This window comes from Gluconacetobacter sacchari, from assembly GCF_014174255.1.
GTDB lineage: Bacteria > Pseudomonadota > Alphaproteobacteria > Acetobacterales > Acetobacteraceae > Gluconacetobacter > Gluconacetobacter sacchari.
In genome coordinates this window covers 24,890-39,165 of record NZ_JABEQJ010000008.1, presented here as the reverse complement: position 1 = coordinate 39,165, position 14,276 = coordinate 24,890, and the positions used below count along the sequence as shown (strand labels likewise).

Here is a 14,276-nt window from a genome sequence, read left to right as displayed (position 1 = left end):
CATGACCACCGCCGTGCCCTATGTGAATATCGCCATCGGCTGGCGCGCTGGCGCCAGGCGTGGCGACGTGCGCGTTGCAGCGAAGAGCAATGGGCGCGGGCGCATCGTGATCGACCGCACGCCGGCCAGCACCTTTCTGATCGCGATGCTGTCGCACCGTCGCGCGCGGGCCGACGACCGTATCCCCGGCACGCTGAACGGCGTGGCACCGGGCGGCCTGCTGGCCATGCGGGGCTGGGTCGGCGATGCCGTGCGCACGGATGGTCGCCGCACCGGATCGCGGATGTGGCTGCTGGAGGATGCCAAGCAGACCGAGGTCACGCGCCAGGCTGCGATCCAGTATCTCAGTGAATCGGTCGGCGAGATCGCGGCTGATCATGGCCACGACTACAGCGTCGCGGCCGACTGGATTGCCCGTGGGCGCTTGCGGGCGACGGTTGTCGCGTATGGTGTGACCGTGAGCGCTCCTGTCCTGGTCGGTGCCAGCGCATGACGCTGCAAATCCCTACTCCGGCAGAACTGGCCGAACGGTTCTGCACCTATCTGGATGGTCGGCAGTTCACCGCTGACGACGGCACGCTGGTGACGCTGGACGGCCGCGCGGCCAACACCTTCGAAAACGTGCTGGCCGTCGTCCATGCCATGGGCCTGTATGAGCTGTATCTGCTGGTGCAGCAGCTCGCGAAAGAATTGTTCATCCAGACTGCGACGCTGGATGGTCTGCTGCCGATGCACGCCGACACCTGGGGCGTGCCGCGCCAGGGCGCGAAGGCCGCAATCGGCTATGTGCTGCTGTCTTCCACACAGGCCGTTCCCGTGCCGGCCGGCACCGAATTCACGGTGGACGGCAGCGTCCGCTGGATGACGACCCAAGCGGTCACCATCCCGGCCGGGTCGATCGGATCGCCGGTGCCGGTACAGGCCGAGACGAGCGGTGCGGTCGGCAATATCGCGGCGAATACCACGCTGACGCTGGTTTCCGCCGTTGCCGGCATTGCGAGCGCCGCCGTCGATGGATCGGGTCTGGCCGGCGGCCTCGACATCGAGGAGGTCGAGGCGTGGCGATCGCGTATCCTGCTGCGGGTGCGCAAGCGTTCGGCCGCCGGCACCGTCGCACAATATACCGAGCTGGCGCAGGATGGGGGCGCCGGCAGCGTCAATGTCGTGCCCGGCTGGATCGGAGATAACACGGTCGGGGTGCTCGTCCTGATGCCTGGCCCGACTGTGCCCACGGCCGCCCAGGTTGCGTCGATCCAGTCCTATATCGACGCTCAACGGCCGGTGCGCGGGAATGTTACTGTCGTCGCGGGCCAGATCGTCACGCGTAATCCCACGATTACGCTCAACCCGGATACCGTCAACGCTCGCGCCCTCGTTGCTGGTGCCGTCTCCACCTATTACGCCGGGATCGGGCTGGGCGGCTGGATCTACACATCACAGCTCTCCGACGCGATTTCCTCGATTGCGGGCGAGATCAGCCATTTCGTGTCGGACCCGACGGCAGACGAGCAACTGGCCGCGAATCAGGCGCCTGTCCTTGGGGCGATCGCCTGGGAGGATGTGGCATGAGCCGCACCCCCGACCAGATCCTCCAGGCGCGCCTGCGGGAATTCCTGCCGCCCGGTTTCGCGCTCTCGGGCGACGAGGAAAGCAACGTCGCCGGCTATCTCTATCCCGGCGCGGGGCTCATCTCGGAAGCCGAGGTGCTCCTGGATGCCCTGAAGCTGGAGATCAATCCCGGCACGTCGACCCTGCTGCTATCCGATTACGAGGCGACGCTGGGGCCCGACCCATGCGGGCGCGACGCGCTGGCTTCCACCGTCGCATTGCGCCAGGCGCTGGCGTGGCAGCGCTGGGTGTCGGTCGGCGACAATACCATTCCCGGCCTGATCGCCATGGCGGCGGCCGTGGGCGTGACGATTACGATCGACGAGCCGGAGCCCGCCATCTGTGGCCCGGCAGTCTGTGGCGTCGATGTGTGCAGTCGGGTGACTGATCGCCTTGTCTGGGTGGTGAATATCCAGGGAGATGGCGCGATCGCAGGGCCGGAGGCAGCCATTTGCGGCGTGGGTGTCAGTGGCGTGACCGTCTGTGGCGATGTGCTGGCACCAGTAATCGCCAATGAGTTCTCTCTGCTCACCTGCCCGCTTCAGAAACTGTCTCCGGCCGATACGACCCTCGTCTTCGGCTTCGGCTCAGGGCCAACGGACGCCGCCCTAGACCTCTTCACTCTCAATATGAACGCTGTCTCGTGAGCGCGTGCGCTAGAGGATCTACCTAATGGACTATACGTCTGCTGCGGGATACGTGACCGATGCGCAAGGGCGTCGGCAGTATGTGGATCGGGATATCCCCAATGGTATTCCTGGCACGGCGTTGCTGGCCAAAGATCGCAACGCAGTTCAGAACACGCTGGCTGCCGCGATCAAGGCCTTCGGCATTGCGTTGAAAGATGATGACGATACGCTACTCGCCCAGGCGATCACCGCAGCCGTGGCATCCGAGACAGATCGGGCGGAGGGGGTCGAAGCGGCCTTGAGCGAGGCAGTCGACACATTGAGCGGCTATCCGGTTGCATCAACCGGCACATCACCGGCAAACGGTGACTCCAGCGGCATCATCTGGGTCAAGACCGGCACCATGTGCCGGCTGATCTGGAAAGAAATCAATGTCTATCAGGGAAAGAATATCCCGCTGCCGTTTGCCTTCGGGACTGCCTACTCGCTGGGCAACGTGATCACATCACCTGCGAATTATGATGCGTGGGTCAGCGGAACTGTGCAGGGCAATACGCTGACACTCGGCGCTGCCAAGCAAAATGGCGGCACTGGCGCCCCAATCGCGAGCGGCGATGGATTCATCGGCACCTTGATGGTGGAAGGGGTATTGGCGTCGTGACCAATCAAACGGGCGATCTGGTCATCAATTTCACGGCTGGCGCCACTCTCCGCGCCGCTCAGCTCAACCAGATCCAGCAGGCCAAGGCGGACGTGGTCAGCGGACAGTTGTGGAGCACCACACTGTGGGACGCATTGTTTGCCACCGAGGACGCCACGAGCGCCGCCGTCACGCTCGAAAACCTGTCAGGCCTCTCCAACCGCAACGCGATCTCGTTCGGGCAGGGCGGGTGGCAGTTCGGACGCGATCAGTCTGCCAATGGCGGCGACGATCTCTATCTGTGGCACTCCGCCACCGGCAATACCCCCCTGCGCTACACGGCTGACGACCAGCTATATCTATGGTCGGCAATCGACAAACAGCTGACCAGCAACGCCTACGGCAGTGTAGGTGTCGGGGTGCTGCTCAATCAGGATCTGGGCAAAACCACGCCGGTCATCGGCAGTACCGGTGCGCTGTGGATCAACCAGAATATCTATGACGTCGGGAAGCTGGACGACGGCACCTATAGCGAGTTCTCGGCCGTCTATACGATGACCGGGCCGATGGACTGGGCGAAGATTTTGGGCCCCCACCACGTTATTGCCTACGACAATCACTGCTACAGCCAATGCACGACCGACCCCACCAAGCGATCGGGCATGATGTTCGGCATGTCGCTGCTCGGGCGGGCGATGGGCGCCAACGACTGCGTGATCGATGGAATCGGATCGGGATCGTTTGGCTATGCCGCTGCGACGACGCCGCCCAGCGCCGATGAAATCGCCTACTATAAAGGGCCGGCCGGAACGCGCAGTTATCCTCAGACCGCCGGCCTGTCTGTCGCCGGGATATCCGGGACGTCCGATATCTACGACGGCAACCAGGCCGGCGCGGATTACGGATTTATATACGGGTTCCGGGTCGGCGGCGGAGGCGGCACGCCATATATGCACACCGACGCCCGATCGAAGCTCATGTACGGCGGGTATATCGGAGACTGGGACACGTATGGCCTGTGGATCGATCATCCGCTCGTCAGCGCCAACGGCGAGTATCCGGCGTCATTGGTACTCGCAGCCCAGACCGGCGGCGCGTCGAAATATTGTGCGTTAGGGCTGGGGATCGGTGCCGATGGGACCGGCGGTTATCTCCTGGTGCAGGATACCGCCCATAATGGTGCCGAAGATCTTGGCGTCTACAACCGGACGACCGGACAGATAGCGTTGCATATCAGCCCAACGGGCGGCGTCTCGTTCAACGGGGCGACCGGCTATGCCCCGGCCACCCTGCCGGCCGCGCTGACCGCATCCAGCACCCTGGCCGACGTGATCGCGACCGTGCAGGCGATCCAGGCCGGCGGCGTGGCATGCGGCCTGTTCAACCAAGCAGCGTAACCCAACAGGAGATTATTTGTGACGACGACAGACACGACGCAGGCTTCCCCAACGCTGACCGCCGATCAGGTCGCAATCCTCCAGCAGGCGCTGGCCGGCGGCCCGTTCCCGGGCGCAGTGGCGCAGCGTATTCGCGATCTGCGGGCCGCGCTGGCAGCTGCCACGCCGGAGGTCGGCGGTGCGGACGCGCAATTCCTTTTGCGCCTGGTCAACGGGATCACCGTGCCGGCCACAGCGATCGACACAATTGCCGGGTTGCAGGATACGTTGCAGGCGATCGTTGCGGCTGCCGGGCTCAACGCTAATCCGGGTGCGGGCAATCTCGATCAGCCGCCCCGGCCACTGCCCAAGGTCGGGCCAGTCCCTGCTGCACCGCCGGCTACGCCGAAGGCGGCGGGAGTTCCGTGATCAGTCTGGCGCAGGTTTGGGCGGACTATGGCGTTGCCATTACTACGATGGTGGGCGGCGTCGGGGGATGGTACGCGAAAATGGCCGGGATACGCATCGCCGACGATCGCGCCCAGTTAGCGGCAGGTCGGCAGGCGCTGGCGCTGGTAGACCGCGCGTCTGCACGCGAAGCGAAGCTGGAGCCGTTGCTGTCCGACCTGACCGGCCGCGTCGCCGAGCTGATGCGTCAGCGCTGGCAGTCGGACGATGCGTTGCAGGATCTCTATGCCCAGGCAATTTCGGCGCGGCTCACAATCCAGGAGTTGGACGCCCAGGCGGGCCGTCCGCCTCGGGAGTTTCCGCCTCTGCCACCTTATCCGTATCCTCCCGCAAACCGTTTGGCAGAGAGTGACACGTTGACTGTGGCGCGGGGTGTGGTTGAGACAACATCCGACCCTCGTGATGCCGGCGCCCGGATTTCAAAGGGGGAATCACAATATGGATGAGGACTTCTACGAACTGCTGAAGGCTGTAGAGGACGTCATGGTGACGATCGGATACCGGTCGTGCCTGGACGATGCGTATCATGACGCCACCATGGAACGGTTGGACGCAGTTCTGGAGGGCATGGGAGCAACGGAGCGCATTGACGCTCGCATTCTGGCCGAACGGTGCAAACGTGACCGCGATTTCGCGCGGTATATGGTGACAATCAGACCCACAGCAAAGTGCTCTTAGTCGTCGCCTAAGTGCTCATTTAGAGCGGACCAGCCACCCAAAAATGGGTTCCAAATTCTCTGTCCCCATGTTCCAAACCTGTTGGCCCGCTTCAGCCACGACCTGCGAGCCCTTGCTGTAATAGGTCACGCCCTGCGTCGTGACATTGTTGTCATAGGTCGAATGGTTCCAACTGATGCTGTTATACAGCGAAAGGCCGCGCACCAGCCGCAAGGTCAGGCCGGCATCGACGCCATTCATCGTGATCCCGCCGACATTCAGCACCGTGGAGACCGGATTCACGATATTGCCCGATGTGATCTGCTGAAGACGGTTGAAGAAATCCGTATGATAGGCGTGCAGCGTGGCATCCACGAAATGGTCCGAATAGCGATACCCGACCGCATAGGCCCAGTCGCTTTCGGGCTTCAGGGTCGGGCGCGCATAGTCGAACGCGGCCTGCGTCACCGCGAAGGGCGACGACACGGTCTTGAACTGCCCCTGCGGATAGGCATGCACGTTTTCCGCGACATCGAAATAAAGCTCGTGATGTTTCAGGAAATGCCAGTCGCCGCTGATATGGGGCAGAAAGGCCCGCGCGGTCGTCAGCGTGCCGGCGGCCTCGGCCCCCGGCCCGTAATAGGCGGTATTGTAATAGCCATCGCCCGCGCGCGACGTATTCAGCAGCGACTTGAAGCCGAAATGAAGCGCGACATTGGGCAGCGGGTTGTAGGTGTCCTGCACGAACGCGGTAAAGGTGTTCGTATTGATCGTCTGCCCGAACAACTGCATGAAGGGCGTCAGCTTCGTGAAATTGCCCAGCGTATTGATCGGCGTCCCCTCGATGACGCCGTTGACCACCAGCGGCTGCTCATAGCCGTACATGCTCGATCCGAACTTGTTGTTCTCGTACCAGACCCCGGCTTCCAGATGGTTGTGCGCCACCTCGTACTGCACCGAGGACAGGATGCCGAAGCGCTGGATGCTCGGCTGCTTCACCTGTTCGAACATCGGCGCGCCGTTCGGCGAGGGATAGAACGGATTGCTCCAGGTATTGTATTGCTGGTCGCCATGGCCATAGATGCTGGTCTTCCAGCGCACATGGTCGGTCAGGCGGAAATCGCCCGTCAGGCCGCCGAACAGGTCGGTCGAGGCCGAGGCACCATCGTAATAGGCGGCATCGGCCTTGTCGGTGATCCCGTCCAGATAGCTCGGATAATGGCCCTGCGCCGCCGCATAGGCCGCCAGATAGCCGCTGGCCTTCCCGTTATAGTAGTTGTCGATATAGTTTCCACCATGCTTCCAGATATCCAGCGAATAATCCTGGTAGTTGTATTGCATGTACTGGCTGAAATCGAAGAATGCCGAGATCCTGCTGTCCTGCCCCACCGGCTGGACGAATTTCGCGTTCACCTGCTGGAAGAACTGGTTGCCGCCCGCCTTCCACTTGTCGGTGTTGTTGCGCATGTAGGATATATAGAATTTCGTGCCCGACCGGTTCAGCTCGCCGCTGTCGAGACGGACGAAGGTATGGAACAGGTTGTTGCTGCCGAAGGTCTGCGCGACCGTGGCGCCGTACCGGCTCTTCGGATCGGAGGAATGATATTCGATGGAGCCGCCGAGATTGTTGGTACTGGCGACCGATTCCGCACCCGCGCCGGTCGAGACGTCCAGCCGGCCGACATTCTCCGAGCTGATGGCCTGGATCGGATTCAGGCCGTTATAGTTGCGATAGGTGAGTTCCCCCAGCGGAATATCGTCCAGCGTGGTGCTGATCTGGTTCTGCAGGAACCCGTGCATGTAGATCTGGGTCGACCAGGTATCGACACCCTGCGGATCGTCCGACTGGAACATCACGCCAGGCTGCTGGGCCAGGACCTTCAGCGGATTGGTGCCCGCCACCGCACGCGCGATCGCGCTGGCCCCCACGGTAATCATCGTGCCATGGGCACGCCGCTGGGCGGAGATGGCGATATCCTCGCCCACCGACGGCACATGCAGCGCCGCGCGCGCGTCCGCCCGATGCGCTGCCCCACCGGCCGGCACGGCCGCCGCCGGCACCGCGACCGACGACTTCGCGGCCTTCGCCCCTTTCCGATGATGCGGGTCGCTCGCCGACGCGGCGCTCGCCACCTGACCGACCGTCAGCGCGGACACCATGACCGTTGAAGAGAAGAGCATCGAGGCGAAGCGTACGCTTTTGTTCTGTGCAAGTCGTCGCATTCTGCTGAGGACTCCAGGATCGATGTTCATGACATGGATCGGGCACGGACCCGATTAACGTTATAGTCTCGAAACATTCTGTCAACCGGAATTGCGCGGCGCATCATAATGGAGAGCGGCCATCCCGATATCGCGTTGATACGACTAGAGAGTTCAATAACCAGGAACCCGCCGCCCCGCTTCCGCCCTTGGGGCGACATCGGTTCAAGGCCTCGGCAGACCAAACATTATCAAGTCGGAATGACAGAGCAACGCATCGTTCACCCTGTCAGGTTACGGAACCGGCCGGCCGTTTTCATGCACGGACGCGACACCCGTCATTTCAGATTCGACATGACAGGGCGGTGCCGATCGCAACCCGGCCACCAGCCCGCGCAAACCGCCTATGGCTGCACGGACGCCGCGCCGCGCCGCGCCGCGTCGGCTGAAAACGCGACGAGATCCGCGGCCGGCGCGGTGAAGATCGTATAACCGTCGCGACCCGCCGCCTTGGTCGCGTACAGGGCGGTATCGGCCCGGTGGATCAGTTCGTCGGCGGTGATGCGTCCGGTCCCGATCGTCACCGCGCCGATACTGGCCGTGACCGAGCGCATGATCCCGGCAAAGCAATAGGGCGCGCGCAGCGCCCGCGACATCATGCCGCAGAACGAATCGAGTTCCTCCGGGGAAAACCGGCCGGGCACGAAGGCCGCGAATTCATCGCCGCCGAAACGGCCGACACTCCCGCCGCGCCACAGGACCAGGTCCCGCAGCCGATCGCTGAAGGCCTTGAGGAATTCATCCCCCGCCTGATGGCCCATACTGTCATTGACCCCCTTGAAGTCGTCGACATCGATGAACAGCACCGCGCCGGCCTGCGGCCATTCGACCACCGATCTCAGGATCGCCTCGAATTTCTGGCGGTTCATGGTCGATGTCAGCATGTCATGGGTCGCAGCATATTCCAGATTGGCCTTCATGACCATCAGCCGCCGCGTATCGCGCCGCTTCTCCCCCACCGCGTTGTTGATCGGCAGCACGACCATCAGCAGCGAGAACAGGTACGGCTCCATCATGCTCTCGCGCATCAGGGTGCCGTCGGGCGACAGGCGGGCGATCGGCCCCCAGCCATGCGCCGTCAGGGCCGACGCGAAGGTGGAGACGAAGAAGACGGCCGTCAGGCTCCAGACCGGCCGGGCATGAAAGGCCAGCATCGCCAGCGCCGGGTAAAGGAACAGGAACAGCGGCGTGCGCGCCCAGGCAAAGCTCACGATCGTCAGCACGACGCAGGACAGGAGCCAGACCAGCGTGCCCCTCCCGACCTGCCAGGCCGCATGCTCCGGGCGCGGCGCGCGAACCAGATGCATGACGGCGGGCGTGGCCAGCAGCAATCCCAGCGCATCGCACAGCACCCATTGCATCCATTCGCCGAACGGCGGGGTGCCGTCGCCCATCAGCACATATTCGATGGCGACGCCGATCGCCGCCTCGATGGCCGCCGACAGCAGGGCAATGAGCGTGAAGGCCGCGAAACGGCGCGGCCGCGTCAGGTCGGTGGCCGCCCCGCAGAAGCGGCGCGTCATCGGGGCGGCCACCAGGGCCAGCACCACATTCAGCACGCAGGCCAGGAAGCTCTCAGGCGGCGACAATCCGCCCGCGACGGCGTTGATCGCGAAATTGATCGCCAGACCCGCGACCAGCACCCCGGCCGCCAGCCGGGGGCGAAGGGTCAGCAGGGCCACCAGCATGGCCGCGTTCGGCGGCCAGAACGACGAATAGCCCAGTTCGTCGGTCAGGAAGAAGCGCGCGACCATGCAACTCAACGCGAAGACCAGCACAAGCATGGCGGCCGTGCCAAGGCCCCGCCTGCGCTCGGCGGAACGATAAGGTCTCCAGCCCAACCAGCCCCCCTCGCACGGAATGCCCCCGCCAATCAGTATCCTGATAAGCGCCGGAAATAAACTTCATTCCACACGTGTCTCATCCGGGCCCCGCCCCAGGGTCAGGCGGGCGGCCCCGCCATGCCGCCGATGGCGGGGTCGGTACGGCTGGGCCGCCCGGTTTCACGATGGCCGGCAAACCGGGCAAGCGGGCCGCCTCCCTCGGCCGGCACCACCGTCAGGTCGTACCAATGGTCGCTCCCGGCAACCTCGATCGCGACCTCCACCGCCCCGCCCGGCGGCACCAGGACCTCCCGCCGGAGATCGCGATAGCCATCGGCGACGGCAACCGCGCGCGCGGCAGCGCCTTCATGACCCAACCGCAGCACGACCGTGTCCGGGGACGGCCCCGCCCGCAGCGCGACCGCAAGCCCGCTCCCGGGCGCGAAATCGCGAAAGAAACCGTTAGGCCCATGGACAGACACCGGCCCGACGGCCGCGAGGACATGGCTGTCCCCGGCCTCGATCGTATAGTGGCGCACCCCCCGCGCGTCGCGCACCCGCAAGGCCGCTCCCTGCGTCCCCGCGCAGGCCAGCCGGATGGCGCCGCCCGTTTCCAGGTCCGCATGGACCTCGTACGGCAGGGGCCGCGCCGGGCGTTGTCCGGCCTCCTGGCGCGGAAGGGACTGCCGCTCCGGAATCACGGGCGGCGGCAGCCGGCACGATGCCCGCGTCCGGTCCGGATAGGCCGCCGTATCCGGCAGGGTCGCCGGCCACGCGGCGTCCCGCCGCGTGAAATCGAAGCCCGAGGTCAGGTCCCCGCAGACCGCCCGCCGCCAGGGCGTGACGTTCGGGGCCGCGACCCCGAACCGCGCCTCCAGGAAGCGCAGGACGGACGTATGGTCGAAGACCTGCGAATTGACCCAGCCGCCGGCGCTCCAGGGCGAGATCAGCAGCGCCGGCACTCGTGGGCCCAGCCCCACCGGCTGGCCCGCGTACACCTCGCCCGCCACCGGCACCGTGCTGGCCCCGCCCGCCGCGTCCAGTGCCGGCACGGGCGGCGGCACATGGTCGAAGAACCCGTCATTCTCATCGTAATTCAGGATGAAGACCGTCTTCGCCCAGACCGCGGGATGGCGCACGAAAACGTCCATCAGGCGCGAAATCAGATGTTCGCCATAGCCCGGCGGCGCCTCGGGATGTTCCGACAGCGCGGTGGGCGGCACGATCCACGACACCTGCGGCAGGGTGCCCCCCGCCACATCCCGCTCGAACGCCTCGACAAGATACCGCCCGTCCGAGCCGTTCATGGTCGCGCGGGTCGATCCCGCGACGATGCTCCGCGCGCGCTGATACTGCCACGACCGCCGGTCCAGGTCCCGGAACGCGGCGAACGAGGCAATCGGATTGTCGCCGAAATTGTCGTATTCCTGATAGATCCGCCACGACACCCCGGCCGCCTGCAATCGCTCGGGATAGGTCGTCCAACGAAACGGCGCGAACGACGCGCGATCCCGTGCCATGTCGGCCGTCCAGTTGCCGTCATCGACATTCTCGACGACCTGCCGCCCATGGTCGCCCACGGCCAGGCCGCTGGTGCCGCTGAAGAAATACAGCCGGTTCGGATTGGTCGGGCCGAAGATCGAGGCATGATAGGCGTCGCAGAGCGTAAACGCGTCGGCCAGCGCGTAATAATAAGGGATCTCCGCGCGCGTGAAATGGCCCATCGTCATGGCCGTCTTGCGCGCGACCCAGATATTCCAGTCGTCCCACGCCGCCTGCGTGCCCTTCCAGCTATGGTCGAGGCTGGCCAGGCAGGCGCTGGAGGTATGGTCGGTCTCGAAGCGGAACGGCAGCACCCGCCCGCCCTTCCCGTCCGGCTGGGCAAAGACCGGACTGCCATCCGGCTGCCGTTCGGCCCTGGGGTCGCCGAAGCCGCGCACCCCGTTCAGGCAGCCGAAATAATGATCGAACGACCGGTTCTCCTGCATCAGGATCACCACATGCGCCACGTCGGCGATGGTGCCGGTCACCCGATGCGGCGGAATCGCCAGGGCCCGGCGCAGGTTGTCGGGCAGCGCGGCCCCGGCCGCCAGGCCGGCGCTCCATTGCAGGAAGCGCCGGCGACCGGGGGAACCCTCCATCCCCGGCTCAGAAATGCTTGCGCAGGGTAAAGAACACCATGCGGGGCGCACCGGCCTGCAAGGTGGCGAAGGTGCGCGAGGGGTCGGAGAACACGAACCCGTTGGAGCCGACGGTGGCGGCATAGCGCTTGTCGAACAGGTTGGTCACGTTCACCTGGGCATCGACGCCGCGCAACACCCAGTTGTCGCTGTGGAAGCGATAGCCCACGCTCAGGTTGAAGATGTCGTTCGCCGGCACCCACACATCGTTCTCATAGGTATAGGTGCGCCGGCCCTGGTACTGCATGTTGACGTTGCCCCAGATCGACCCGTCATCATAGCCCAGTTGCACGTTGGCCAGGTTGCGCGGCATGGCCACCACATCCTTGCCCCTGGTGGCGTAGATCGTGCCGCCACTGTCGACATTGTCGTTATATTTCGAGTCGTTGAAGGCATAGGACGCATAGATCGACCAGTTGCGGGCGAACTGGTAGTTGAAGGCCAGGTCGACGCCGCGCGTGGTGACGCCACCGACATTGGCCAGCGCCGAGGGGTTGCCCTGCACGCCCGTCCCCTGGGTGATGCTCAGCAGCCGATTCTGGAACTCGACATAATATCCGGTGATCGACGCCTGGATGTTATGGTCGTGATAGCGATAACCCAGTTCCTCGGAATAGGCCATTTCCGGCTTGAGCTTGTTCTTGATCGCCTCATATCCCGCGATCGTCGTGGCGAACGGGCTGGTCGCGCCGGTATTGGAATTGTCGAACGCCGCCATGTTGCGCGCGAAATCGGCAAACACCTCGTTATGCGCGTTGACGCGGTAATTCGCGCCGACCTGCGGCAGGAAGCCGTTGCTGGACTGGATCGACCCGGACGGATAGCTGTCCGGCCCCTTCACGCCGCCGATATTGCTGCCGATCTGGTGCGCCGCATTGTCCGCGATCAGCGACCGGAAGCCGTAATTCAGCTTCAGGGCCGGCGTGATCTGCCAGGTATCCTGCAAATGGACCTGATAGGTCTTGGTATTGAACGCGCCCTGCCACTGGGTGGCGAACCAGTTGTTCTTGTACCAGTACGTGCTGCCCGGCACATTGTCCTGGCCAAGCGGGTAGAAGCGGCGTGCCTGCTCGAAATCGTCGTTCTCGAACCAGAACCCGCCCTCGATCGTATGATGGGCGATCCGATAGCTCAGGCTGCCGATGAAGCCTTCGCGATGGATGTCATATTCGGTCGTGCGGATCGAAATGGGCGAACCGCCCAGCGCGTCCGGCGTGGGCACGTCCGGCGTCGCCCAGACGCCCTGGCCGCTGTTGGTGTGGCCATAGACGGTCGCGAATCCCCTCAACCGGTCGTTGATCTGGAAATCGAGCTTGCCGTAACCCATGGCATCCTGCCGAAGCCCGGCGGAATTCCAATAGACGAAATCGCCGATATCGCCATAGTTCGTCGTGCCGATGCCCGGCGGCCCCGGCAGGCCGTGCTGGTAGTCATACGCGATCTGTTTCGCCAGCGCATAATTTCCGGTGATGTTGTCCACCCGGTATCCATATTGATGGATCGTCGCCAGCGACAGGTCCTGATAATCGTTCTCCGCCCGCTTCGACCAGTCGCCGAACAGCGTCAGCTTCACCTTGTCGCCCAGCGGCTGGACGAATTTGGCATTGGCCTGCTGCTGCTGCTGCACGCCGTCGCCCTTCCACTTGTTGGCATCCTGGTAATCGTAGGAAACGTACAGTTTCCCGCCGCCCGGCAGCACGCCGCTGTTGACGCGCATGAAGGTGCGCCACGTCCCCGACGAGCCGACCGTACCCGCGACATCCACGCCGAACTTCTCGGTCGGGTCGATCGAGGTGAATTCCAGCGCGCCGCCCAGATTGTTCGAGGCCGCGACCCCCAGCGAGCCCGCGCCCTGGGTCAGCGTCGCGCGGCCGTTATTCTCGGTCTGCAACGCGCGCCCGATGGACAGGCCGTTATCGTTGGCATAGGCGAGATTGCCCAGCGGAATCCCGTCCATCGTAAAGCCCAGCCGGCTCTGGTCGAACCCGCGGATGATGATCTGCTGCGACCATTCGTAGGAGCCCAGCGGGTCCGACGTGGTGAACATGACACCCGGCAGCTTCGAAAGCGCCTTGAAGGGGCTGGTGCCCGGCACATATTGCTGGATCGCCAGATGCGACACGGTCTGCGTCTCGCGCGCGGCACCCGCGCCCAGCACGACGATCGCCTCGTCCCCGCTCGCGACATGCGCCGCCGGCGCCACGGCCCGCGCGCGAACCGGCACGGGGGCCGAGGCCGCCGCCGGCACCGCCTGCGGCGAGGCTTGGCGCGCGCTGTGCGTATGGTGCGCCGTGGCCGCGACCGCGCCGTGATGGATCATGACGGCGGTAAGGCAGGTCGTCAGAAAAAGGGCCGCGCTTCTGTTCATGTCGCTCCGTCCTAAATATGTTGCCACGCGTCGCCACGACGTCGCTCCGGGCGTATGGGTGCCTTCATATGGTCGGGCCCGGATCAGGTCTCGTTATGATTTTGTGACAATCGTTTCCTTTCGTTTCCTTTCATCCCGATTATTTTATTTCGATCAAGTTACGGTTTGCCAGATATCATCGCCTCGCAAATAAAATCAGATTCACTGGCACCCGATGTCGAAACGACACAAAAATATGGCGGTTTTATTCCACGATCCATACGTT

General features: G+C 64.1%; 12 protein-coding genes. 8 read left to right on the top strand and 4 right to left on the bottom strand.

Translation table 11 applies throughout. The features are described from left to right. Window position 1 precedes the first annotated feature (1 nt). Genes HLH48_RS07805 through HLH48_RS07770 form a run of 8 tightly spaced genes read left to right on the top strand, consistent with a single transcriptional unit; the run spans window position 2 to window position 5,399 of the window. Window positions 2-493, top strand: a complete 492-nt coding sequence (locus HLH48_RS07805) for a phage GP46 family protein (protein WP_182996941.1) — start codon at window positions 2-4, stop codon at window positions 491-493. Continuing rightward, window positions 490-1,569: a baseplate J/gp47 family protein gene (locus HLH48_RS07800; RefSeq protein ID WP_182996940.1), complete on the top strand. Its 1,080-nt coding sequence runs from the start codon at window positions 490-492 to the stop codon at window positions 1,567-1,569. Before HLH48_RS07805 ends, HLH48_RS07800 begins: the two co-directional genes overlap by 4 nt. After that, complete coding sequence (locus HLH48_RS07795; RefSeq protein WP_182996939.1) at window positions 1,566-2,255, top strand: putative phage tail protein; 690 nt, start codon at window positions 1,566-1,568, stop codon at window positions 2,253-2,255. The genes HLH48_RS07800 and HLH48_RS07795 overlap by 4 nt, the downstream gene beginning before the upstream one ends. Before the next feature lie 25 nt (window positions 2,256-2,280). Next, window positions 2,281-2,898, top strand: a complete 618-nt coding sequence (locus HLH48_RS07790; protein ID WP_182996938.1) for a hypothetical protein — start codon at window positions 2,281-2,283, stop codon at window positions 2,896-2,898. After that, window positions 2,895-4,274, top strand: a complete 1,380-nt coding sequence (locus tag HLH48_RS07785) for a hypothetical protein (RefSeq protein WP_182996937.1) — start codon at window positions 2,895-2,897, stop codon at window positions 4,272-4,274. Before HLH48_RS07790 ends, HLH48_RS07785 begins: the two co-directional genes overlap by 4 nt. 18 nt (window positions 4,275-4,292) lie before the next feature. Continuing rightward, window positions 4,293-4,682 (top strand): hypothetical protein, encoded by a 390-nt coding sequence (locus tag HLH48_RS07780; protein ID WP_182996936.1) that lies wholly within the window; start codon window positions 4,293-4,295, stop codon window positions 4,680-4,682. After that, a complete protein-coding gene (locus HLH48_RS07775; RefSeq protein ID WP_182996935.1) occupies window positions 4,679-5,167 on the top strand; it encodes a hypothetical protein in 489 nt (162 codons plus the stop codon). The genes HLH48_RS07780 and HLH48_RS07775 overlap by 4 nt, the downstream gene beginning before the upstream one ends. After that, complete coding sequence (locus HLH48_RS07770; protein ID WP_182996934.1) at window positions 5,160-5,399, top strand: hypothetical protein; 240 nt, start codon at window positions 5,160-5,162, stop codon at window positions 5,397-5,399. The genes HLH48_RS07775 and HLH48_RS07770 overlap by 8 nt, the downstream gene beginning before the upstream one ends. 15 nt (window positions 5,400-5,414) lie before the next feature. Here HLH48_RS07770 and HLH48_RS07765 read toward each other — a convergent pair whose 3' ends face one another. The 4 genes from HLH48_RS07765 to HLH48_RS07750 all read right to left on the bottom strand — a co-directional run bounded on the left by HLH48_RS07765 (window position 5,415) and on the right by HLH48_RS07750 (window position 14,011). Beyond that, complete coding sequence (locus HLH48_RS07765; protein ID WP_182996933.1) at window positions 5,415-7,601, bottom strand: TonB-dependent receptor; 2,187 nt, start codon at window positions 7,599-7,601, stop codon at window positions 5,415-5,417. A gap of 383 nt (window positions 7,602-7,984) precedes the next feature. Continuing rightward, window positions 7,985-9,424, bottom strand: a complete 1,440-nt coding sequence (locus tag HLH48_RS07760; protein WP_182996932.1) for a diguanylate cyclase domain-containing protein — start codon at window positions 9,422-9,424, stop codon at window positions 7,985-7,987. Between the two features lie 158 nt (window positions 9,425-9,582). Continuing rightward, window positions 9,583-11,604, bottom strand: a complete 2,022-nt coding sequence (locus HLH48_RS07755; protein WP_182996931.1) for a phosphocholine-specific phospholipase C — start codon at window positions 11,602-11,604, stop codon at window positions 9,583-9,585. Window positions 11,605-11,611: 7 nt separating this feature from the next. After that, the gene (locus HLH48_RS07750; protein WP_182996930.1) at window positions 11,612-14,011 is read right to left on the bottom strand and encodes a TonB-dependent receptor; all 2,400 of its coding nucleotides are present in this window, start codon (window positions 14,009-14,011) and stop codon (window positions 11,612-11,614) included. Between the last annotated feature and the right edge of the window lie 265 nt (window positions 14,012-14,276).